The sequence below is a fragment of the Saccharopolyspora gregorii genome, from assembly GCF_024734405.1.
Classification (GTDB): Bacteria; Actinomycetota; Actinomycetes; order Mycobacteriales; family Pseudonocardiaceae; genus Saccharopolyspora_C; species Saccharopolyspora_C gregorii.
The window spans coordinates 5,307,829-5,330,264 of record NZ_CP059556.1; the positions used below are offsets into that span (position 1 = coordinate 5,307,829).

18 protein-coding genes and 2 rRNA genes are annotated in these 22,436 nt (G+C 69.5%); 12 read left to right on the forward strand and 8 right to left on the reverse strand.

What is annotated here, in order from left to right:
• Positions 1 to 36 precede the first annotated feature (36 nt).
• Together H1226_RS23065 and H1226_RS23070 are read right to left on the reverse strand one after the other, a co-directional pair.
• Positions 37 to 3,123: ribosomal RNA gene (locus H1226_RS23065) — 23S ribosomal RNA — on the reverse strand.
• Positions 3,124 to 3,339: 216 nt separating this feature from the next.
• Positions 3,340 to 4,863 (reverse strand): 16S ribosomal RNA (locus tag H1226_RS23070).
• Together the 16S and 23S rRNA genes form the textbook arrangement of a ribosomal RNA operon.
• Positions 4,864 to 5,531: 668 nt before the next feature.
• Here H1226_RS23070 and H1226_RS23075 point away from each other — a divergent pair.
• Positions 5,532 to 5,732, forward strand: coding sequence for a hypothetical protein (locus H1226_RS23075; protein WP_224966803.1), 201 nt, complete (start codon positions 5,532 to 5,534; stop codon positions 5,730 to 5,732).
• A gap of 153 nt (positions 5,733 to 5,885) precedes the next feature.
• Here the strand turns inward: H1226_RS23075 and H1226_RS23080 are convergent, their stop codons facing one another.
• Positions 5,886 to 6,356, reverse strand: a complete 471-nt coding sequence (locus tag H1226_RS23080; protein ID WP_224960585.1) for a histone-like nucleoid-structuring protein Lsr2 — start codon at positions 6,354 to 6,356, stop codon at positions 5,886 to 5,888.
• Positions 6,357 to 6,756: 400 nt separating this feature from the next.
• Between H1226_RS23080 and H1226_RS23085 the strand changes: the two genes are divergently transcribed.
• Positions 6,757 to 7,101, forward strand: coding sequence for a histone-like nucleoid-structuring protein Lsr2 (locus tag H1226_RS23085; protein WP_224960576.1), 345 nt, complete (start codon positions 6,757 to 6,759; stop codon positions 7,099 to 7,101).
• Positions 7,102 to 7,191: 90 nt separating this feature from the next.
• Here the strand turns inward: H1226_RS23085 and H1226_RS23090 are convergent, their stop codons facing one another.
• Entirely contained in the window at positions 7,192 to 8,085 is an 894-nt protein-coding gene (locus H1226_RS23090) for a ribokinase (protein ID WP_225045047.1), read from the reverse strand.
• 99 nt (positions 8,086 to 8,184) lie between these two features.
• Here H1226_RS23090 and H1226_RS23095 point away from each other — a divergent pair, with 99 nt between their 5' ends.
• Entirely contained in the window at positions 8,185 to 9,252 is a 1,068-nt protein-coding gene (locus H1226_RS23095; protein WP_258342569.1) for a hypothetical protein, read from the forward strand.
• Positions 9,253 to 9,311: 59 nt separating this feature from the next.
• On the opposite strand, the gene H1226_RS23100 is transcribed toward H1226_RS23095, so the two are convergent.
• The 4 genes from H1226_RS23100 to H1226_RS23115 all read right to left on the reverse strand — a co-directional run bounded on the left by H1226_RS23100 (position 9,312) and on the right by H1226_RS23115 (position 13,620).
• On the reverse strand, positions 9,312 to 10,184 hold the full coding sequence (locus H1226_RS23100) for a spermidine synthase (RefSeq protein WP_258342570.1): 873 nt from the start codon (positions 10,182 to 10,184) through the stop codon (positions 9,312 to 9,314).
• Between the two features lie 106 nt (positions 10,185 to 10,290).
• The gene (speD, locus tag H1226_RS23105; RefSeq protein ID WP_224960582.1) at positions 10,291 to 10,692 is read right to left on the reverse strand and encodes an adenosylmethionine decarboxylase; all 402 of its coding nucleotides are present in this window, start codon (positions 10,690 to 10,692) and stop codon (positions 10,291 to 10,293) included.
• A 90-nt stretch (positions 10,693 to 10,782) separates the two neighbouring features.
• Positions 10,783 to 12,003: a type III PLP-dependent enzyme gene (locus H1226_RS23110; protein ID WP_309148754.1), complete on the reverse strand. Its 1,221-nt coding sequence runs from the start codon at positions 12,001 to 12,003 to the stop codon at positions 10,783 to 10,785.
• A gap of 153 nt (positions 12,004 to 12,156) precedes the next feature.
• A complete protein-coding gene (locus H1226_RS23115; protein WP_258342574.1) occupies positions 12,157 to 13,620 on the reverse strand; it encodes a helix-turn-helix domain-containing protein in 1,464 nt (487 codons plus the stop codon).
• 443 nt (positions 13,621 to 14,063) lie between these two features.
• Between H1226_RS23115 and H1226_RS23120 the strand changes: the two genes are divergently transcribed.
• From H1226_RS23120 to H1226_RS23160, 9 genes are all read left to right on the forward strand, one after another.
• On the forward strand, positions 14,064 to 14,945 hold the full coding sequence (locus H1226_RS23120) for an FAD binding domain-containing protein (RefSeq protein ID WP_258342575.1): 882 nt from the start codon (positions 14,064 to 14,066) through the stop codon (positions 14,943 to 14,945).
• Complete coding sequence (locus tag H1226_RS23125; RefSeq protein WP_258342576.1) at positions 14,936 to 15,409, forward strand: (2Fe-2S)-binding protein; 474 nt, start codon at positions 14,936 to 14,938, stop codon at positions 15,407 to 15,409. The genes H1226_RS23120 and H1226_RS23125 overlap by 10 nt, the downstream gene beginning before the upstream one ends.
• The gene (locus H1226_RS23130) at positions 15,402 to 16,904 is read left to right on the forward strand and encodes an amidohydrolase family protein (protein ID WP_258342579.1); all 1,503 of its coding nucleotides are present in this window, start codon (positions 15,402 to 15,404) and stop codon (positions 16,902 to 16,904) included. The genes H1226_RS23125 and H1226_RS23130 overlap by 8 nt, the downstream gene beginning before the upstream one ends.
• Positions 16,901 to 19,195, forward strand: a complete 2,295-nt coding sequence (pucD, locus tag H1226_RS23135; protein WP_258342581.1) for a xanthine dehydrogenase subunit D — start codon at positions 16,901 to 16,903, stop codon at positions 19,193 to 19,195. The genes H1226_RS23130 and pucD overlap by 4 nt, the downstream gene beginning before the upstream one ends.
• A gap of 18 nt (positions 19,196 to 19,213) precedes the next feature.
• On the forward strand, positions 19,214 to 19,696 hold the full coding sequence (locus H1226_RS23140; RefSeq protein ID WP_258342583.1) for a nucleoside deaminase: 483 nt from the start codon (positions 19,214 to 19,216) through the stop codon (positions 19,694 to 19,696).
• Between the two features lie 273 nt (positions 19,697 to 19,969).
• The gene (locus tag H1226_RS23145) at positions 19,970 to 20,545 is read left to right on the forward strand and encodes a nucleotidyltransferase family protein (RefSeq protein ID WP_258342584.1); all 576 of its coding nucleotides are present in this window, start codon (positions 19,970 to 19,972) and stop codon (positions 20,543 to 20,545) included.
• Between the two features lie 132 nt (positions 20,546 to 20,677).
• Positions 20,678 to 20,983 (forward strand): hypothetical protein, encoded by a 306-nt coding sequence (locus H1226_RS23150; RefSeq protein ID WP_224960604.1) that lies wholly within the window; start codon positions 20,678 to 20,680, stop codon positions 20,981 to 20,983.
• Positions 20,984 to 21,070: 87 nt separating this feature from the next.
• Complete coding sequence (locus H1226_RS23155) at positions 21,071 to 21,694, forward strand: TetR/AcrR family transcriptional regulator (protein WP_224960605.1); 624 nt, start codon at positions 21,071 to 21,073, stop codon at positions 21,692 to 21,694.
• Positions 21,691 to 22,434 (forward strand): MOSC domain-containing protein, encoded by a 744-nt coding sequence (locus tag H1226_RS23160; protein WP_258342588.1) that lies wholly within the window; start codon positions 21,691 to 21,693, stop codon positions 22,432 to 22,434. The genes H1226_RS23155 and H1226_RS23160 overlap by 4 nt, the downstream gene beginning before the upstream one ends.
• The last annotated feature ends 2 nt before the right edge of the window (positions 22,435 to 22,436 follow it).

Sequence of the window (22,436 nt, forward strand, 5' to 3'; positions counted from 1 at the left end):
CCTCAGACACCGTATAGTGGATGCGTAGCAATCTTCGTGAACAAGTCCTCGGCCTATTAGTACCCGTCCACTCCACACATTACTGTGCTTCCATGCCGAGCCTATCAACCCCATCATCTCTAGGAGGCCTTAACCCACAAAGGGGTGGGAGACGTCATCTTGGAACAGGCTTCCCGCTTAGATGCTTTCAGCGGTTATCCCTCCCGAACGTAGCCAACCAGCCCTGCTCCTGGCGGAACAACTGGCACACCAGAGGTCCGTCCGTCCCGGTCCTCTCGTACTAGGGACAGCCTTCCTCACATCTCCTACGCGCGCGGCGGATAGGGACCGAACTGTCTCACGACGTTCTAAACCCAGCTCGCGTGCCGCTTTAATGGGCGAACAGCCCAACCCTTGGGACCAACTCCAGCCCCAGGATGCGACGAGCCGACATCGAGGTGCCAAACCATGCCGTCGATATGGACTCTTGGGCAAGATCAGCCTGTTATCCCCGGGGTACCTTTTATCCGTTGAGCGACACCGCTTCCACCAGCCAGTGCCGGATCACTAGTCCCTGCTTTCGCACCTGCTCGACCTGTCAGTCTCACAGTCAAGCTCCCTTATACACTTACACTCAACACCTGATGACCAACCAGGCTGAGGGAACCTTTGGGCGCCTCCGTTACCCTTTAGGAGGCAACCGCCCCAGTTAAACTACCCACCAGGCACTGTCCCTGAACCCGATCAGGGTCCGAGGTTCAGATGCTCAGAACGACCAGAGTGGTATTTCAACAACGACTCCACACCCACTAGCGTGAACGCTTCACAGTCTCCCACCTATCCTACACAAGCCGCACCGAACACCAATACCAAGCTATAGTAAAGGTCCCGGGGTCTTTCCGTCCTGCCGCGCGAAACGAGCATCTTTACTCGTACTGCAATTTCACCGGGCCTGTGGTCGAGACAGCGGAGAAGTCGTTACGCCATTCGTGCAGGTCGGAACTTACCCGACAAGGAATTTCGCTACCTTAGGATGGTTATAGTTACCACCGCCGTTTACTGGCGCTTAAATTCTCCGCTTCACACACCAAAGATGTGCTAACAGGTCCTCTTAACGTTCCAGCACCGGGCAGGCGTCAGTCCGTATACCTCGTCTTACGACTTCGCACGGACCTGTGTTTTTAGTAAACAGTCGCTTCTCCCTGGCCTCTGCGGCCACCACCAGCTCCAGGAGTAAATCCCTTCACCAGCAATGGCCCCCCTTCTCCCGAAGTTACGGGGGCAATTTGCCGAATTCCTTGACCACAGTTCACCCGACCGCCTCGGTATACTCTACCTGACCACCTGTGTCGGTTTCGGGTACGGGCCATGCACACACATCGCTAGAGGCTTTTCTCGGTAGCACGGGATCACTGACTTCACCACAACGGCTACGCATCACCCCTCACCCTTCACACCGCCCGGATTTACCTAGACGGCAGGCTACAGGCTTACACCAGTACTACCACTCACTGGCACAGCTACCCCACTACGTCACCCCATCACTTGACTACCGCAGAATCAGGTCCCATGCACTCACACAACAACTCCGAAGAGCCATCATGCTCGCGGATGGTTAGTCTCAACCGTTTCGCCATGGGCGCGTGCACACGGGTACGGGAATATCAACCCGTTCTCCATCGACTACGCCTGTCGGCCTCGCCTTAGGCCCCGACTCACCCTGGGCGGACGAACCTGCCCCAGGAACCCTTAGTCAATCGGCGGCAGAGATTCTCACTCTGCTCTCGCTACTCATGCCTGCATTCTCACTCCCACACACTCCACGCCAACCTTACGGTGACGCTTCACTGCATGCAGGACGCTCCCCTACCCAACAAGCCACAAGGACTCATTGACACGGCTTCGGCGGTGCACTTCAGCCCCGCTACATTGTCGGCGCAGGACCACTTGACCAGTGAGCTATTACGCACTCTTTCAAGGATGGCTGCTTCTAAGCCAACCTCCTGGTTGTCTGGGCAATCCCACATCCTTTCCCACTGAGCACACACTTAGGGGCCTTAGCCGGTGTTCTGGGCTGTTTCCCTCTCGACGATGAAGCTTCTCCCCCACCGTCTCACTGCCGCGCTCTACCCAGGCGTATTCGGAGTTTAGCTGACGTCAGTAACCCATAAGGCCCATCAACCAACCAGTGCTCTACCCCACCCAGGAAACACACGACGCTGCACCTAAATGCATTTCGGGGAGAACCAGCTATCACGAAGTTTGATTGGCCTTTCACCCCTACCCACAACTCATCCCCCAGGTTTTCAACCCTGGTGGGTTCGGGCCTCCACACGGTCTTACCCGCGCTTCACCCTGGCCATGGGTAGATCACTCCGCTTCGGGTCTGCACCACGCGACTCCACGCCCTCTTCAGACTCGCTTTCGCTCCGGCTACCCCACAACAGGTTAACCTCGCCACGCAGCAGCAACTCGCAGGCTCATTCTTCAAAAGGCACGCCATCACACAACCCAAAGATCATGCTCTGACGGATTGCAGGCACATGGTTTCAGGAACTATTTCACTCCCCTCCCGGGGTACTTTTCACCATTCCCTCACGGTACTATCCACTATCGGTCACCAGGAAGTATTTAGGCTTAGCGAGTGGTCCCGCCAGATTCACAGCGCCCTCCACGGAAACGCTGCTACTCGGGAACAAATCCACACGTATCGCATGTGCTTTCGCCTACGGGACTCTCACCCACTCCGGCCAGGCATCCCAACCTGTTCAACTAACACACACAACCACGCTGAAACGGTGACAGCCGCCTCCAGACAAGCCCCACAACCCCAGACACGCAACCCCTGCCAGGTATCCCACGCGCCCGGTTTAGCCTCCTCCGCTTTCGCTCGCCACTACTCACGGAATCACCAGTGTTTTCTCTTCCTACGGGTACTGAGATGTTTCACTTCCCCGCGTTCCCTCCCAACACCCTATACATTCAGGTGCAGGTGACCCGACATCACTCGGGCCGGGTTTCCCCATTCGGACACCCTCGGATCACAGCTCGGTTGACAGCTCCCCGAGGCATTTCGCAGCCTCCCACGTCCTTCATCGGCCCCTGGTACCAAGGCATCCACCATGTGCCCTACATAACTTGGCCACAAAGATGCTCGCATCCACTATACAGTTCTCAAACAACAACCGAAAAAACACACACAGTGTGTTCTCTCAGACACCCAACAGCGTGCACGATGACGAAAAACAGAGCGGCATTTCCACTAATCCTATGAGCACTCAGAGCATGAGAACATGCGTCTCATCAACCCTGAACACCCCACCGATACATCGTATCGATGGACGTGAGCTTGCTCCTTAGAAAGGAGGTGATCCAGCCGCACCTTCCGGTACGGCTACCTTGTTACGACTTCGTCCCAATCGCCAGTCCCACCTTCGACCACTCCCCCCGGGCGAACCGGTTGGGCCATGGGCTTCGGGTGTTACCGACTTTCATGACGTGACGGACGGTGTGTACAAGGCCCGGGAACGTATTCACCGCAGCACTGCTGATCTGCGATTACTAGCGACTCCGACTTCACGGGGTCGAGTTGCAGACCCCGATCCGAACTGAGACCGGCTTTAAGGATTCGCTCCACCTCACGGTATCGCCACCCTCTGTACCAGCCATTGTAGCATGTGTGAAGCCCTGGGCATAAGGGGCATGATGACTTGACGTCATCCCCACCTTCCTCCGAGTTGACCCCGGCAGTCTCCTGCGAGTCCCCACCATCACGTGCTGGCAACACAGGACAAGGGTTGCGCTCGTTGCGGGACTTAACCCAACATCTCACGACACGAGCTGACGACAGCCATGCACCACCTGCACACAGGCCACAAGGGAAACCCCCTCTCAGGGGCGATCCTGTGCATGTCAAACCCAGGTAAGGTTCTTCGCGTTGCATCGAATTAATCCACATGCTCCGCCGCTTGTGCGGGCCCCCGTCAATTCCTTTGAGTTTTAGCCTTGCGGCCGTACTCCCCAGGCGGGGCGCTTAATGCGTTAGCTACGGCACAGGAACCGTGGAAACAGTCCCCACACCTAGCGCCCACCGTTTACGGCGTGGACTACCAGGGTATCTAATCCTGTTCGCTCCCCACGCTTTCGCTCCTCAGCGTCAGTATCGGCCCAGAGACCCGCCTTCGCCACCGGTGTTCCTCCTGATATCTGCGCATTTCACCGCTACACCAGGAATTCCAGTCTCCCCTACCGAACTCAAGTCTGCCCGTATCGACCGCACGCCCACCGTTAAGCGGCAGGTTTTCACGGCCGACGCGACAAACCGCCTACGAGCTCTTTACGCCCAATAATTCCGGACAACGCTCGCACCCTACGTATTACCGCGGCTGCTGGCACGTAGTTAGCCGGTGCTTCTTCTACACCTACCGTCACCCGAAGGCTTCGTCGATGTCGAAAGAGGTTTACAACCCGAAGGCCGTCATCCCCCACGCGGCGTTGCTGCGTCAGGCTTTCGCCCATTGCGCAAGATTCCCCACTGCTGCCTCCCGTAGGAGTCTGGGCCGTGTCTCAGTCCCAGTGTGGCCGGTCACCCTCTCAGGCCGGCTACCCGTCGTCGCCTTGGTAGGCCATCACCCCACCAACAAGCTGATAGGCCGCGGGCTCAACCTGCACCGCCGGAACTTTCCACACGCAGACCATGCGGCCACGTGTCCTATCCGGTATTAGACCCCGTTTCCAAGGCTTATCCCAGAGTGCAGGGCAGATTACCCACGTGTTACTCACCCGTTCGCCACTCATCCACCCCGAAGGGTTTCAGCGTTCGACTTGCATGTGTTAAGCACGCCGCCAGCGTTCGTCCTGAGCCAGGATCAAACTCTCCAACAATGTCTTAGAGAAAATCCTGCCCCGAAATAAACGAGGCACCCCAGCAATCCGAAGAAAGCCGAGGCATGTAATTCATCAAGATGAGTTTACCACTCACCATCATCGGCACGCTGTTGAGTTCTCAAAGAACACACCCACACCATCACCCACAACCCCCTACATCCAGGGCCGCGAACTCCGGGGAGTCAGTTCATTTCGTCTTTCGTTCTTGCGATGTTCCAAACTCTAGCAGGCCCGATTTTCGGCCGTTTCAGGGGGGTCAGTTCCGCGTTCCCGCATCCCGCCACACCCACAGGCGAAACATCCGCCACCGGCCTGCCGTTTAGAGTTGATCCATCCGGCCGCTCACTCTACCAGTCACCTGGAAGCCCGTTTCGCGACCCCGCCGCACCCGGCCCGATTCGTTTTCGGCCCGTTCCGTGCTGGCAGAAAGAAATCTACACGGGCCGAAAACGGCCTTGAACACCACCCCCCATTAACGCGAAAACCGCAGGTCATCCCGCTTCACCCGGATGGCGGCTTGCCGCGGGACCACCGAGCACCGGGACACCGGGCCGCGGCCCGGCCCGAGTCCGGCGATCTCCATCGAGTGATCGCGGTGCGTTTCGCGGGCTGCACCCACCCGCGCGCGGGTAGCCTGCTCGCCGACCAAGAGGCAGGGGGTAACCGTGGACTCGACACCGATCTACACCGAGTTGCAGCAGCAGCTGATCGACCCGGAGGCGGACAACTGGGGACTGAGCTCCCCACCCGAGTTCGCCGCGGCGCTGACCGAGAGCGCCGAGTCGTCGGCCGCCGAACCGGTGGCCGCTCAGCACGGCGACTCCGGCGGTCGCGCGAAAGGGCGCAGGCACCGCGCCGCCGATTGAGGCACCGAGCGCTCCGCGCGCGGGGGAGGCGGCAGCGGAGCGACCGGTACCGGAAAGACGAAGAACCGCATCGCGGATCACCACGATGCGGTTCTTCTGCGTTCGGGGCCGGAAGCGTCCCGTTCCGGGAACGCCGGGACCACCGGTACCGGCTCAGTCCACAGCGGACGAGAATTGCGGCAGGGACACGGAGGCGACGGTGGAGTTCGACCGCTCCTCCTCCTGGCGCGGAGGTTCGGGGACGAGCTGTTCCGGTTCGCGCGGTTCCACCGGGAGTGCGGGCCCGGCCTCGGCGGCCTGCTCGTCCGCTTCCGGTTCCTGCTGCTTGTGCAACCGGTCCTTGCTCCGTTGCGCGGCACCGCGAATCTGCTCGGTCAGCTGCCGGTTGGCCTGGCGGGCGTCGCGTTCGTCCCGTTCCTGGCGTTTGGCCGTGGCGGCGGACTGCTCGCGCTCGGGAACGCGCGCCCGCTCGATGTACCGGGCGAAGACTCCGCGCAGGCGTTGCGCGTGCCGTTCGCTCAAGTCGATTTCGTAGGTCACGCCGTCCAGCGCGAAAGTAACGGTCTGCTGGGCTGGCGACCCGTCTATGTCGTCGACGAGTTCGACCTGAATCCGCTCGGCCATGATCACCTGTCTCGGGAACGTGCCCCGTCTCGATCCGCGACACCTGCAGGCGAGACTCCTGCGACCCTGACCCACGTTGTAGCACGCGGCATCGCTGTTGTCTCGCGTCAACGATAGAACAGCACCACCGGCCGTTGAGAACCGCCGTGCGGGGGCACCGTCGACCCCGCGATGCCGGGTCCCGGGCGAACCGCCCCGCGACACACCGTAGCCGATCGGCCGCGAAATCGAGAAAGTAATCTGAAGCACAACGTCGCTACAACAGCGTTCCGAGCTCACGGTCAGTGCTCGACGGACCCAGGGTGGCACATTTTCGCAACAACGGTTTATTGTTCAGAACGTTCTTCGTACGCTCTCGCACGAAGGCCAGCAATAACGAACCGGAATCGAGGGTTTTCCAGTGGCGCAGAAGGTCACCGTGCAGCTCGTCGACGACGTCGACGGGTCGGAAGCGGAGTCGACGGTCGAGTTCAGCCTGGACGGGGTCGACTACACCATCGACCTGTCCGCCGACAACGCAGCGAAACTGCGGGACTCGTTGGCGTCGTACGTCTCCGCCGCACGCCGCACCGGGGGTCGCAAGCGCGCGGCGGGCAAGGCGGGCAAGACCGCCGCTGCTCCTACCGCCGCCGACCGGGAACGCAACCAGGCCATTCGGGAATGGGCCCGGGAGCAGGGCATGCAGGTGTCGGATCGGGGACGCATTCCCTCGGAGATCGTGGACGCCTACGACAAGGCCAAGTGAGTCCATCGGGGTGTCGCGCGGCGCCGCCCGTGCGGGATCGGACATTTCTCCGGTCGGCGGCGTCCGCGACATTCCACCCCGCTTCCGCGCTCAGCCGCGGAACTCCCTGATCTCCTGTTCCGTCGGCATCGACGACATGGCGCCGTGGCGCCCCACGGCCAGCGCGGACGCGGCCGAGGCCGCCGCCAGCGCTTCCCGGACCTCCGCTCCTCCGGCCCGCGCGGCCGCGAAGACACCGACGAAGGTGTCCCCCGCCGCAGTGGTGTCCACGGCCCGCACCCGATGGGCGGGCGACCGGACGACCTCTCCCGCCGCATTGCCGTAGAGGGCTCCTTCGGCACCGAGCGTGATGATCGCTTCCGGTACTCGTTCCACCAATTCCCGCAACGCCGCGTCGGGATCGTCGCGACCGGTGAGGACCGCGGCTTCGTGTTCGTTCGGCACCAGCACGTCCACGTTCGCCAGCAACTCGGCGGACAGTTCCGCGGCGGGAGCCGGCGTGAGAATCACCGGAACTCCGGCGGAGCGCCCGGCCGCGGCGGCGGATTCGACCCCGGCGAACGGGATCTCCAGCTGCAGCAGCAGCGCTCCGGAACTCGCGATCAGTTCGGCATCGCCGGGCGCGAGCGAATCGACGGTCGCATTGGCCCCCGGGACCACGACGATCGCGTTTCCGCCGTCGTCGTCGACGACGATATGCGCCGTGCCGCTGTTTCCGGGGACGGTGCGCAGACCGCGGGTATCGACTCCGAACCCGCGCAATGCCTCGCGCAGCCCGCCACCCAGTTCGTCCTCCCCGACCGCGCCGATCATGAGCGCTTCCGCGCCCGCTCTGGCGGCCGCGACGGCCTGGTTCGCGCCCTTTCCGCCGGGCGCCGTGCGGAATTCGCGCCCGAGCACGGTTTCGCCGCGCTTCGGCGCGGTCCCCACGTAGGCCACCAGATCCATGTTGCAGCTGCCGAACACCGCCACCGTCGTCGTCACCGGGCCATGATCCCGCGTTCCCCGGTGGTGGCGCAGGCGGCTCTCCGCGCGGGCAGGCACGTACCATGCGGTGCGTTCGGGAGGAGAGGGCGAGCAGCGGTGGACTACGTGGTGACGGCGGTACTAGAACCGCCGGTGGCGGTGCAGGGACTGGACGAGTTGCAGCAGCAGGGCGTGGTCGCGCTGCTCGACCGCAGGCTCGCGCTCGTGGAAGGCGTCACCGGGCCGGACCAGGCCGACATCGACGTGCTGGACTTCCGGATCTCGCCGGGCCCGGCCCGGACGACGGTGGAGCTGGTGCTGGACGCGCCGTCGCTGGTGTCGGCCGAGTGGGCCGCGGCGACGGTGCTCGACGAGCTGCTCAGCGAGATCGACCTGCTCAGCGGCTGGTCGGTCGCGGAGTCGAAGGTGCGGATCACCGAGGACGAGTTCAACCAGAGCCTGGCCGCGGCGGACGTGCGCACTCCGGAGGACTCCAGCGAGCTGGAGCTGGCCGTGGAGGAGGCGCTGGGGGCCGCGGAACCGGTGGTGGAGGCGCGGCACTGGCGGGAGACGCTGCTGGAGTGCGCGCCCCGGCTGCGCGCCTTCGGTCCGGAGGCGTTCGCCGCCCCGGACGTGGACGAGTCGGCGGCGCGGCTGGCGGCGGGCGCGCTGATCCACGCGGTGTGGGTGGTGACCGACGAGATCTTCTACGACGAGCTGTCGTTGTCCATCAACAACGCGACGGTCGACGAGGCCCAGGGCCTGCTGGTGCTGGCGGAGCTGCCGCCCTGCTACGGCGCCCGCTACGACTCGGCGTTCGCCCGGGCGTTCCTGCTGGCGTCGGCGGCGGTGGCGACGCGGCTGTCGGAGCCGGTGTGGACGCCGCCGCGCTGCGTGGCCGAAGCGCTGGCGCTGCGGCTGGTGGTGCACGAGGCGCAGGTGCTGCTGGACGCGGCGGAGCTGCTGGACTGGTCGCAGAGCACGCCGATCTTCGCCCGGTTCGCCGCTACCGCGTTCGGCGACACCGCGCACGAGCGGTTGTACGAGGTGGACGCGCGGCTCGCGGAGGATGCGGGGAACGCGGAGCTGGAGGCGCAGCTGCGCGAGCGGGGCATCGCGTTCGAGCAGTGGTTCGGCGCGCGCAGCGGCGCCCCCGGGCTGCACCCGTACCTGCAGTTCCTCTGACGCCGGGCATGCGAAGAGCCCGCCGGATCGGGTGATCCGGCGGGCTCTACGGCGTTCGCTCAGCCCTGGTTGCGCACCGAGTAGGGCGGGACGGTGCAGCCGATGAGGCTGGCGTCGTCGATGGTGCGCGGCTGGTACTCGCTGTTCGGGAGGTTCTCCAGCATGAGGTTGGTGGGGTCGTCGACCGGTTCGGCGCGGCCGAACAGGAACGCCCACTCGTGCTCGTCGGAGCCGAAGTAGGTGACGGTCTCGAACACCGACCGGAACCGGTTGTAGGCGCGGATCAGCGTTTCGTTGCGCCACACGGTGGGGCAGCCCGCCTGGAAGGCGACGACGCCGCCGGGGGCGAGCACGGTCTGGCAGCGCTGCAGGAATTCGAGGCCGTAGAGCCGGTTGTGCTGGCCGTCGGCGTCGTCCGCGCGTTCGTCGGGCAGGTCCACGACGACGAGGTCGTAGCCTTCCGGCGGGGCCTGCTCCAGGAAGGCCACTCCGTCGCCGAAGTGCAGGGTGATGGGCCCGTCGCCGCGTTGCAGCGCGGGGATCTCGTCGGTGGTGTAGCCGTAGGGCAGGTGCTCGGCGCAGGCCCGGACGCATTCCTCGTCGATGTCGACGTGGTCGACGCGGGTGGCTCCGGCGGCGACGGCGAGCTGGCTGGCGACGCCTTCGCTGGAGCCGATGATGAGCACCCGGTCCAGGTTCGCGGCGAGCAGGAAGCCGGGGACCAGCATGGCCTCGTGGTAGACGAGCTGGGAGAACTCGGTGCTCTGCCGGTCGTCGTCGCAGAACAGCGAGACGCCTTGGCCGGTGCGGCCGATGAGCACGTGCTGGTAGGCGGTGTCGCCTTCCCAGATCACGTCGTCGATGCGCCACAGCCGCCGCATGTCGGCGCCCATGGGTTCGCTGACCCAACGCTGCCCGTCGATTTCGATCAACGGTGCTCCTCCTCGTTACGGCGCCCGGGTCGGGCGGGGGAACGCACTTGTGTGTCCATTGCGGAGGGTGTCCCGCCTGCTCGCGGTCGGCGAGCCGGCGAGCCGGTCACGAGACCAGTTCCGGGTCGTAGTCCCGGCCCCGGCGGATCGTGCGGGTGTTCACCGACGCGGGTCGCAGCGCTTCGGCGAGCAGTTCGACCGCCCGCTCGGGCTGCGCGGTGTTGCCGCAGGTGAACACGTCGATGAAGATCGATCCCTCTTCGGGGTAGGTGTGCAGCGACGCATGGGATTCCGACAGCAGCGCCAGCACTGTGACGCCTTGCGGTTCGAACCGCTTGGCGATCACCTGGCACACCGTGGCCTGCGAGCGGCTCAGCGCGCTGTCCAGGGTGTCGCGCAGGAACTGCTCGTCGTCCAGCAGCTGCGCGTCCACACCGTCGAGCTCGGCGAGCACGTGCTGCCCGGTGAACAGACCGACGGGTTGCAGGGTTCCGGCATCGATCGACATCTATCGACCTCCCAACATTTCGCAGATTTCGCGGAGAACGTTCGTGTTGCGCTCCGGGCGCACCGCTGCGGCACGGGCGTGCCGCAGCGGTCAGGGTCGCTCGTGCCCGTCGATGCAACGGGTCGGCAGCGGCGGGAAGCCGTTGAAGCCGACCGAGGCGTAGCTGGCGGTGTAGGCACCGGCGCTGAGCAGGTCCACGGTGTCCCCGGCGCGCAGGGTCAGCGGCAGCTCGTAGCGGGTGCGCTGGTAGATCACGTCGTCGCCGTCGCAGGTGGGTCCGGCGAGCACGACCGGGCCGACCGGGTCGCCGTCGCGGGAGGTGCGCAGCCGGTAGGTGATCGCTTCGCCTTCGGTCTCGGCGAGCCCGTTGTAGCGGCCGACGTCGAGGTAGACCCAGCGGCGTTCGCCGTCGGAGTCCGGGGAGACGAGGACGACTTCGCTGCGCAGCACGCCGGCGTCGCCGACGAGGCGGCGGCCGGGTTCGACGAGCAGTTCGGGCCGGTCGGCGCCGAACTCGCGGTCGAGTGCCTGCTCGATGCGCCGCGCGTAGTCGGTCAGCGGCGGCGCGACGTCGGTGTAGTGCGCGGGCAGCCCGCCGCCGAGGTTGACCAGTCGCGGCCGGACGCCGTGCTCGGCGGCGCCGCGGAACACCCGGTGGGCGGCGGCGATGCCGTGCTCCCAGGCCGCGGCGTCGTGCTGCTGCGATCCGATGTGGAAGGACACGCCGCACGCGTCGAGGCCGAGTTCGGCGGCGCGGCCGAGCAGCCGGACCGCGGTCTCGGGGGTGCAGCCGAACTTGCGGCCGAACGGGGTGCGGGAGCCGTCGTTGGCGACGAGCACGCGGCAGAACACGCTCGCGCCGGGCGCGGCTTCGGCGATGGCGGTGAGGTCGGCTTCGCTGTCGGTGGCGAACAGCCGGACGCCCTGCGCGTGGGCGCGGGCGATGTCGGCGCGCTTCTTGATGGTGTTGCCGTAGGAGATCGCCGCGGGGTCGGCGCCCTGTTCGAGGCAGAGGTCGATCTCGCCGGGGCTGGCGACGTCGAAGGAGGAGCCGAGCTCGACGAGCGCGGCGACGACTTCGGGCATCGGGTTGGCCTTGACCGCGTAGCAGATCCGCGCGTCCGGCAGTGCGGCTCGCAGTTCCGCGTAGCGCTCCCGCACCGCCGTCAGGTCCATCACCAGGCAAGGGGTGGCGGGTACCGCGCCGTCCAGGTGTTCCCGGATGCGTTCAGCGGAACGTGCCGCGGTTCCGGCGACGTCTCCGTCGCTCGGGCGGTCCGTCACACCGGTGGTGGCGGACTGATCGGTCAATCCCGTTACCTCCGTGGCTTCGCGTCGCGTCGGCCGCCGGGGTGGCGGCCGACCAAGCACGGTACCGGTCGACGCAGCCGATTACGAACCGATCGGGTGAAACATCCCCGGCCGGACGGGCGTTTGTGACGACTCACACGACGCAGCGGCCGATCAGGACGGGCTGTCGTCGAGAAGTTGCAGTGCGAGGTGGAAATCCACTCGTGCGGAGAGATCTCCCAGTTCTCGTCCGGTGATCTGCTCGACCCGGCCGATCCGGTACCGCAGCGTGTTCACGTGCACGTGCAGCAGCGCGGCGCAGCGCGACCACGAACCCGAGCACTCCAGGAACACCCGCAGGGTGCGCACCAGATCCGCCGCGTGCGCCGCGTCGTAGGACAACAGCGGCCCCAGCAACTTGTCCCGGTAGGACCGGCGCAACTCCGCCGGCACCGACGCCAGCAACACCCGGTGCGACGCCAGCGCATCCGCCGTCACCACCGCCGAATCCGGGGCCAGCTCCGCCAGCCGCCGCGCATGCCCCGCCTCCTCCAGCGCCGAGCGCAAGCCGTCCGCCGCCGCGACGTCGCTGACGCCCGCCCGCAAACCGGCCGCCGGACCCGCCAGCTCCGCGAACCCGCGGAACCGCGCGGGCAGCCCCACCAGCCGCCGCTCGTCGGCCGCGAACACCGCGACCGCCGCCTCCCCCAGCGGCGCCACGACCGACGGCGAGCCCGTCGCCGCCGCCAACTCGCGCAGCACCGCGGCCGCGCGCGCCGCACCACCCGGCACCGACAGCTGCACCACCCGCAGCGGCTCCCCCACCGGCACACCCGCCGCGTCCAGCCGCACCGCCACCTCCGACGCGCTCGACGTGCCGTCGAGCAGCCTGCGCAGCGCCGACTCCGCGGACCGGCCCGCGATGCGCCGCGCCTGGTCCACGCGGCTGCGCACCAGGGCGACCACGGTCGCGAGTTCCTCGAGCGCCTCCGGGGGAACCGCGCCGGCGCGGGACACCACGAACCAGCGGGCGATGCGCGGCTCACCGCCACCGCCCACCGGGCGGAAGGACCACCCGGCCCGAGTCCCCTCCCCGGCCAGGCCGGGGCGCAGGTCGTCCGCGGCCGGCGGCTCCGCGGGACCCGCCAGCACCGCCCCCGCGCCCGACACCACCCAGCAGCCGGTGCCCAGCTCGGCCGACGCCCGCTCCAGCACCTCCTCCAGCCCGGCGCCCGCCGCCAACGCCGACACCCAGCCCCGGCCCGCCGCGCGGTGCGCGTCCAGGACCCGCTCGGACAACGCGCTGAAGCTGACCGCGACCGGCACCTCCAGCAGCGGGAGGCCGTGCTCCCGGCAGGCGGCCACCAGGTCCGGCGGAGTGCTGCCCAGCCGCGCCGTGCCCGCGGCGACCGCCGCCACGCCCGCCGCCGCGAGCGCGGCGGCGAACCGGGCCGAATCCGCCGGGTCCGCTCGCCACATCAGGCCGGTGACGACCAGCTCGCCGCCGCTCAGGTAGCGGCTCGGGTCGAGCAGGTCGGTGACGTACACGCCGTGGACCACCGGATCCGCCGGGCCGGTGAGCAGCGTCAGACCCAGGTCCGGGTCGTCGACGAGTTCGCTCAGGCGCACGCCGCTCACTCTGCACCGTCCGGGGCGGGCTGTGGAGTCCCGCGGGAGGGAGTGAACGGACCGTTCGTCCGATCTAGTGGGACGAACGGTCCGTTCACCCGGCTCGGCCGTGCGGGCGGCGGCGGTGTGCGGTGCGGCACCGCTCGACCCGAGCGCGGGCGGCGAGTGCCGGGAGATCCGTGGTGAACGGACCGTTCGTCCCATCCCGTTGGACGAACGGTCCGTTCACTCCGCAGCGGTGGGTGCGTGCTTCGGGAGGCGGCCGGAGGGGCGCCGGGCGTGCCCCGGGTTCGTAGGAACGTACGAGGGACGGGTGTTCACCCGTCCGGCATTTCGGGTGTTCCACCGCTGGTCAACCTCCGTTCGCGAGTTGTGTACTGGGACGACCACCCACGGCGACGGGCTACGAGTGGTGCGGCCCTCGTCGACTCCGACCGACAGGGGGAAGCGCCGTGGACTTCCTGCGCCCGGCCTCGTGGCGCGAGGCCCTGGAGATCCGGGCGGCCCGCCCGGCGGCGACCGTGCTGGCGGGCGGCACCGACGTGCTGGTCGGGCTGAACTTCGGCCACGACCGGCCGGAGGCGCTGCTGGACCTCACCGCCACCGGCGCCGAGCAGGAGTGGTCGGAGTCGGACGGGGTGCTGCGCATCGGCGCCCTGCTGCCCTACGCGCGCCTGGTCGACGAGCTGGGCGACCGGCTCCCGGGCTTGGCGACGGCAGCGCGCACCGTCGGTTCTCCGCAGATCCGCAACCGGGGCACGCTCGGCGGGAACCTCGGTTCGGCCTCGCCGGCCGGGGACGGGCATCCACCGCTGCTGGCCTCGGACGCGCGCGTCGAGGTGGCCTCGGTGCGCGGCACCCGGACGCTGCCGGTCGCGGAGTTCTTCACCGGGCCCAAGCGCAACGCGCTCGCCGCGGACGAGCTGATCGCCGCGGTGCACGTGCCAACCGCTTCCGGCCCGCAGCAGTTCGCGAAGGTCGGCACCCGCAACGCGATGGTGATCGCGGTGTGCGCGTTCGCGATCGCCCTGCACCCGCAGCGGCGGCGGATCGGCACCGGCGTGGGGTCGGCGGGCCCGGTGCCGTTCCGCGCGACGGCGGCCGAGGACTTCCTCGCCGCCGAGCTCACCGCGAGCGACCGGTGGGAGCGGCCGCGGGAGCTGCCGGACCTGGTGGTGCGGCGGTTCGGCGAGCTCGTGGCGGCAGCCGCGCACCCCGTCGACGACGTGCGCGGCACCGCCGGGTACCGGCGGCACGCGCTGGGCGTCCTGGCCCGGCGGACGGTGCTGCGGGTGTGGGACGAGCACCGGAACGGGAGGCGGTCATGCGCGTGAACTTCACCGTCAACGGGCGGCGGCAGCGGGCCGACGACGTGTGGGAGGGCGAGAGCCTGCTGTACGTGCTGCGGGAACGCCTCGGCCTGCCCGGGTCGAAGAACGCCTGCGAGCAGGGCGAGTGCGGTTCGTGCACCGTGACCTTGGACGGGGTCCCGGTCTGCGCGTGCCTGGTCGCGGCCGGCCAGGTCGAGGGCCGGGAGGTGGGGACCGTGGAGGGGCTCGCCGACGGCGACCGGCTCAGCGAGGTGCAGCAGGCGTTCCTCGACGCGGGCGCCGTGCAGTGCGGGTTCTGCACCCCGGGTCTGCTGGTGCAGGCCACGGATCTGCTGCGGCGGCGCGCCGACCCGTCGGACGTGGAGATCAGGGAGGCGCTGGCAGGCAACCTGTGCCGCTGCACCGGCTACGAGAAGATCGTGGACGCGGTGCGGCTCGCGTCCCGGCGGGAGGCCGGCGATGCCTGAGCGGTTCGTGCTCGACGGTGCCGCGGTCGTCACCGTCGACGGCGCCGAGCATGCCGAGGGCCACGTGGTGGTCGACGGGGACCGGATCGCCGCGGTCGGCACCGGCCGGGCCGATCCGGGGCTGGGCGAGCGGATCGACGTGCGCGGTTGCCTGATCACGCCGGGCCTGGTCGACGCCCACCAGCACCTGTACCAGTGGGTGACGCGCGGGTTCGCGCCGGACGCGCCGCTGTTCGACTGGCTGACCTCGCTCTACCCGGTGTGGGCGGGGTTGGACGAGGACTGCGCGCACGCGGCGGCCGCCGCGGGTGCGGCGCGGCTGGCGTTGTCGGGGGCGACGACGATCGCCGACCACCACTACGTGTTCCCCCGCGACGGCGGTGACGTGTTCGGCGCGGTGATCGCCGCGGCCGGGAGCATCGGGGTGCGGCTGCACGCGGTGCGGGGCTGCATGGACCGCGGGCGTTCCCGGGGCGGGTTGCCGCCGGATTCGCTGGTGGAGGACGCGGACGTGGCGTTGGCGGGCACGGACGCGGCGATCGGCCGGTTCCACGATCCGAGTCCGGGGTCGGTGGTGCGGATCGCGGTGGGCCCGTGCTCGCCGTTCAGCGTCGGCGAGCGGTTGCTGCGGGACGCCGCGGAGCTGGCGCGGGCGCGCGGCGTGCGGCTGCACACGCACCTGGCGGAGACCGCGGAGGAGGAGCGGCGGTGCCGCGCCGAGTTCGGCCGCACCCCGGTGGAGCACGCCGACGCCCTCGGCTGGCTGGGCCCGGACGTGTGGCTGGCGCACACCGCGCACCTGTCGGCGGCGGAGGTGTCGCGGCTGGCGGTGACGGGCACGGGTACGGCGCACTGCCCGAGTTCGAACGGCCGCCTGGGGGCGGGGACGGCACCGCTGCGGGAGCTGCTGGACGCGGGCGTGCGGGTCGGGCTGGGTGCGGACGGGGCCGCGTCGAACGAGGCGGGCGGGATCGGCGAGGAGATGCGGCAGGCGCTGCTGACGGCACGGGCCCGGCGGGGTGGAGCTCCACCTGCGGCACCGGATCGGCGGGGTGCGGCGCTACCGGCGGAGCGGCACCGGCCCGGCACGGCGCGACCTGAGGACGCGGACCTGCCGGGCGCGGCGACATCGGCCGATCGGTCCCGGGGGCCGGCGGCGCTCTCGGTGCGGGAGGCGTTGTTCGCCGCCACCCTCGGCGGTGCCCGCTGCCTGGGCAGGCAGGACGAGCTGGGGTCGCTGCGGCCCGGGAAGCTCGCCGACCTCGCGGTGTGGCGGCTCGACGGGCTCGGTCACGCCGGGATCGAGGATCCGGTGGCGGCGCTGGTGCTGGGTCCGCTGCCGCCGCTGCGACTGCTGCTGCGCGGTGGCAGGCGCGTCGTCGAGGACGGCGCCCTCACCGCGGTGTCCGAACTGGACTTGGCGCGCGACCTGCGCGCCGCGAGCGCCCGGATCCGCGCGCGATCCGGGGCACGGCACGGGGAGGTGGCCCGATGAGCGGTCCCACGCGCACTCCGCAGCACCTCGACACCGGCATCGCGGGCGGCATCGGGGAGTCCCCGCTGCGCCCGGACGGCACGTTGAAGGTGCGCGGCGAGTTCGCCTACTCCTCCGACCTGTGGGCGGAGCACATGCTGTGGGGCGCGACGCTGCGCAGCCCGCACCCGCACGCGCGGATCACCTCGATCGACGTGACCGGGGCGCTGCGGCTGCCGGGGGTGCGCGCGGTGCTCACCGCCGCCGACGTGCCCGGCCGCAACCGGTACGGGGTGAAGCAGCAGGACCAGCCGGTGCTGGCGGAGGACGTGGTGCGCTACCGGGGCGAGGCGGTGGCGCTGGTCGCCGCCGAGCACCCGGAGATCGCGCGCCGCGCCCTGGACCGCATCGCCGTGGACTACGAGGTGCTGCCCGCCAGCACCGACGCGGAGCTCGCCGCGCACGACCGGGCGCTGCCGCCGCTGCACCCCGGCGGGAACGTGGTGCGCCACCAGGTGATCCGCAAGGGGGATCCGGACGCGGTCGCCGACGTCGTCGTCTCCGGCACCTACACCGTGGGCATGCAGGACCAGGCGTTCCTCGGCCCCGAATCCGGGTTGGCGATCCCCGCCGAGGACGGCGGCGTGGACCTGTACCTGGCCACCCAGGACCTGCACTCGGATCGCGCGCAGACCGCGGCCGCGCTCGGCCTCGACCCGGAACTGGTGCGGATGACGCTGTCCGGGGTGGGCGGCGCGTTCGGCGGGCGCGAGGACCTGTCGATCCAGGTGCACGTGTGCCTGCTGGCGCTGCGGACCGGGCGGCCGGTGAAGATGGTCTACGGCCGGGAGGAATCGTTCCACGGCCACGTGCACCGGCATCCGGCGAAGATGTACTACGAGCACGGCGCCACCCGGGACGGCGAGCTGGTGTACGTGAAGGCGCGGCAGTACTTCGACGGCGGTGCCTACGCCTCCAAGACCCCCGTCGTCGTGGGGAACGCGACCACGCTCGGCGTCGGTCCCTACCGGGTGCCGAACGTGGACGTCGAAGCCTGGGGCCTGTACACGAACAACCCGCCGTGCGGGGCGATGCGCGGGCTCGGCGCGGTGCAGCCGACGTTCGCCTACGAGTCCCAGATGGACCGGCTCGCCGCCGAGCTCGGCATGGACCCGGTCGAGCTGCGCATCCGCAACGCCATCGCCGAGGGCGACACGATCCCCACCGGGCAGCGGATCGACCACCCGGCGCCCGTCGCCGAACTGCTGCGGCGGCTCACCGCGATCCCGCCGCCCGCGGTCGGCGGCGACCGGGACGTGCGGGAACTGCCCGGCGGCGTCGGCGGCACCACGCACGGCGAAGGGGTGGTGCGCGGCATCGGCTACGGGGTCACCATCAAGAACATCTGCTACTCCGAAGGCGCCGACGACCACTCCACGGCCCGCGTCCGGCTCGCCCTCGTCGGTGGCGAACCGCTCGCCGAGGTGCACACCGCCGCCGCCGAGGTCGGGCAGGGTCTCGTGACCGTGCAGCAGCAGATCGCCCGCACCGAGCTCGGCGTCGAACGCGTCACCATCCATCCCAACGACACCTCCGTCGGCGCCGCCGGATCCAGCTCCGCGTCCCGGCAGACCTACGTCACCGGCGGGGCGGTGCAGGCCGCGTGCGCCGCGGTGCGCGACGCGGTGCTGCTGCGCGCCGCGGAACTGCACGGCGTCACGCCCGCCGCGCTGTCCCTGCAGGGCGGGAAGATCGTGTCCGCGACGGCAGGCGTGCTCGCGGACCTCGCCGAGGTGCTCGGTGACGGGCCCGTCGAGCACACCCGCGAATACCACCACCGGCCCACCTTCCCCATGGGCGCCGACGGCGCGAGCGAACGCGTCCAGGTGCAGCACGCGTTCTCCGCGCACCGCGCCGTCGTCGACGTCGACGTCGAGCTCGGGCTGGTGAAGGTCGTGCGGCTCGACTGCGTGCAGGACGTCGGCAAGGCCGTCAACCCGGACGCCGTGCTCGGGCAGATCCAGGGCGGCAGCGCGCAAGGGCTCGGGCTCGCCGTCATGGAGGAGGTGCAGGTCGTCGACGGCGTCATGCGCAACGCGTCGTTCACCGACTACCTCATCCCCACCGCGCTCGACGTGCCGCCGATGGAGATCGACGTCGTCGAACGCGGCGACCCGCACGCGCCGTACGGGGTGCGCGGGGTCGGCGAGCCACCGACGATCTCCACCACGCCGGCCGTCGTCGCCGCGATCCGCGCCGCGACCGGCCGGGACCTCACCCACGTTCCCGTGGCACCGCACCACATCGTCTGAGCCCCGTTGGAGAACCACGTGCCGTCGACCGGACTCACCGACACCCGCTGGGCCGCGGAAGCCGTGGCGCTCGCCGCCGGCAGCGTCACCGACGGCGGCGGACCGTTCGGCGCGCTCGTGCTGCGCGCCGGGCGGCCCGTCGCCAGCGGCACCAACCTCGTCACCGCCGAGCTCGATCCCACCGCGCACGCCGAGATCACCGCGATCCGCGCCGCCTGCCGGGAACTCGGCACGTTCCACCTCGACGGGTGCGTGCTGGTCAGCTCCTGCGAACCGTGCCCGATGTGCCTGGGCGCGGCGTTGTGGGCGCGGCTGGATCGCGTCGTGTACGCCGCCGACCGGCACGACGCGGCGCGCGGCGGGTTCGACGACCGGGCGTTCCACGACCTGTTCCGGCACCCCGAGCAGCCGTGGCCGACCCGCGTCCGCCAGGTGCCGCTGGCCGAACGGGCGGCACCGTTCGAGCGGTGGCTGGCGAAGGCGGACCGCGTCGACTACTGAACCGCCGCCCTGCCGGAGTGAACGGACCGTTCGACCAACTAGATCGGACAGACGGTCCGTTCACTCACGTCGAGGCGCGGCGTCCGGCTACTACCCGGGCTCGCGACGAGCGGGGGTGAACGGACCGTTCGACCAATCGGATGGGACAGACGGTCCGTTCACTCCCCCGCGGCGGGCGCCCCGCCGGCGCACCGGAACGGGGTGAACGGACCGTTCGACCAACTAGATCGGACGAAGGGTCCGTTCACTCCGCTCGTCGGTAGGGTCGGGGGCATGCGGGTCGCTGGCGTGGTGCTGGCCGCGGGAGCGGGGCGACGGTTCGGGATGCCGAAGGCGCTCGTCGACTACCGCGGCACCCTCCTGGTCGACCGCGCGGCCCGCGTGCTCACCGACAGTGGTTGCGCACCGGTGCTCGTGGTGCTGGGCGCGGCCGAGGCGGAGGTGCGCGCGGCGGCGGAGCTGCGGGGCGTCGACGTGGTGTCCAACCCGGACTGGGACAGCGGGATGGGTTCCTCGTTCCGGGCCGGTCTCACCGCGCTGGCAGGGGAATCCGCGGACGTGGCGGCAGCACTGTTCCTGCCGGTGGACATGCCGGGCGTGACGGCGGAGGCGGTGCGCCGGGTCGCCGCGCACGCCGCGCCGGACGCCCTCGCCGCCGCATCACTCGACCAGCGACGCAGTCACCCTGTGTTGCTGGGACGCGCGCACTGGCGGGGGGCCGCGGCGACGGCCGTCGGAGATGCGGGTGCGCGCGGTTACCTTCGTGATCACGCCGTCACCCTGGTGAGGTGCGATGGCGTCTCGGAAGGTTTCGATATCGACCGGCCCGCAGACCTCGACCGCGGCTAACCCGTAGAGTCGGCTGTCACGCGTGAGGTGACGCCGAGCCACCGTCCGCGGCTGCGGCGCCCGCCGAGCAGGAGCGCCAACCCGGTCGGTGCGCGCGTGACCGGCCCGCAACAGCGCCGACGGGGAGGCAACATGGCAACGGGACACATCACGGCCAACTACGTGCCGGACGGCGACGACTGGTCGGTCACCGTCTCGACCGGGCAGACGACCCGCACCGCCCGCGCTCCCGGCCTCATCGCCGCCCGGGACCAGGCCGACCAGCTCATCGAGCACTTGGCGCCGAACCCCACCGGCCGCGTCGTGATCCACCTGCTCAACGGCGACGGCTTCGCGTTCAGCACCGCCTACCTGCAGGCGCGGCACGGGTTGTCCGACGAGGCGACCCGCCAGGCCGCTGCCGCCGCCGACACCGCCAGCGCGCACGCCGCGCGGTGACCCGGCGCCCCGCGCCCTGGATCGGAAGATCACCCGAAAGGTCCGGCGGAAACCACGCCCCCACCACTTCTCCCTAGGATGGTCGCCGTGAACGCACCGACCAGCAGCTTGCCCGACGGGACCGGCCGGTCCCCCGGACGCGGCCGGCCGCGGGACGCCACGCGCGACGCAGCCCTGCGCACCGCGGCGATGGAGGTCCTCGCGGAAGTCGGCTACCGCGCGCTGACGATGGACGCCGTCGCGGCCCGGGCCCGCGCGGGCAAGGCCACGATCTACCGGCGTTGGGAGTCGAAGCTCGACCTGGTGATCGACACCTGCAACGAGCTGGTGCAGCGCAACATCCCGGAGCCGGACACGGGCAGCGTGCCGGGCGACCTCGGCGAGTTCCTGCGCGCGTTCGCCACCTTCCTCACCGGGCCCGCGGGGAAGGCGGCGCAGGCGCTGGTCGGCGAGCTGCCGCACGAGCGGGAGCTCGCGGCGGCGTTCCGCGAGTCGTTCCTGCTGCCGCAGCGCGACGTGCTGCGGCGCATCGTGGAGCGCGGTGTGCGGCGCGGCGAGATCAACGCGCAGGCTCCGATGGACACCGTGGTGGAGCTCGCCGGTGCCGCGCTGCTGCACCGGCTGATGCTCACCGGTGAACCGCTGGACACGCGGTTCGTGGACCGGTTGCTGGCGGACGCGCTGCTGCCGCTGCTGCACCGGGACGTGTGAGCGCCGGCGTGCTGCGCGGGACCGTCTCCCGGCTGCACCGCTGGCCGGTGAAGTCGTTGCGCGGCGAGGCCGTGCCCGCGGCCCGCTTCGACGAGCGCGGCATGGCCGGCGACCGGGCGCACGTCCTCGTCGACCAGCGCGAGCGGCGCGCCGGTTCGGTGCTGACGGTGCGGCAGAACCCGGCGCTGCTGCACTGGTCGAGCGGCTACGGCGCGGAGGTCGTGGATCCGGTGCCCGCGCCGACGCTGCACGCGCCGGACGGCACCGCGTGGGACTGGGCCGATCCGCGGCTGCCCGCGGCGCTCACCGGTTCGCTGGGCATCCCGCTGAGCCTGCGCAGCGAACCGGGCAATCAGGACCGGGGCCCGACGGTGCTGGTCACCGTGCAGTCCACGTTGGACGCGCTGGCCGCCGACCTGGGCGCCCCGGTGGACCTGCTGCGGTTCCGGCCGAACGTGCACCTGGAGCTGGACGTGCCGCCGTTCGCCGAACTGGACTGGGGGCCGGGAACCACCATCACCAGCGGCGAGGTCGATTGGGAGGTCGTCGGCCCGAACTCGGGGGCCTGCGTGCGCTGCGCGGTGCCCAGCTGGGACGCGGGCGGGCGGACGCGGTGGAAGGAGTTGCAGCGGCGGCTCATCGACCGCTGGGACAACCGGTTCGGCACCATCGTGCGCGTCTCCCGCGGTGGCACGGTGCACCGCGGGGCGGCCGCGGTCGTGCGCCCAGCAGGGTCGTGACC

Excerpts from the sequence above, each read along its gene's own strand:
- H1226_RS23145 (WP_258342584.1), top strand. The coding sequence starts at position 19,970 with ATGCGGGTCGCTGGCGTGGTGCTGGCCGCGGGAGCGGGGCGACGGTTC.
- H1226_RS23150 (WP_224960604.1), top strand. The coding sequence starts at position 20,678 with ATGGCAACGGGACACATCACGGCCAACTACGTGCCGGACGGCGACGAC.
- pucD (WP_258342581.1), top strand. The coding sequence starts at position 16,901 with ATGAGCGGTCCCACGCGCACTCCGCAGCACCTCGACACCGGCATCGCG.
- H1226_RS23130 (WP_258342579.1), top strand. The coding sequence starts at position 15,402 with ATGCCTGAGCGGTTCGTGCTCGACGGTGCCGCGGTCGTCACCGTCGAC.
- H1226_RS23125 (WP_258342576.1), top strand. The coding sequence starts at position 14,936 with ATGCGCGTGAACTTCACCGTCAACGGGCGGCGGCAGCGGGCCGACGAC.
- speD (WP_224960582.1), bottom strand. The coding sequence starts at position 10,692 with ATGTCGATCGATGCCGGAACCCTGCAACCCGTCGGTCTGTTCACCGGG.
- H1226_RS23080 (WP_224960585.1), bottom strand. The coding sequence starts at position 6,356 with ATGGCCGAGCGGATTCAGGTCGAACTCGTCGACGACATAGACGGGTCG.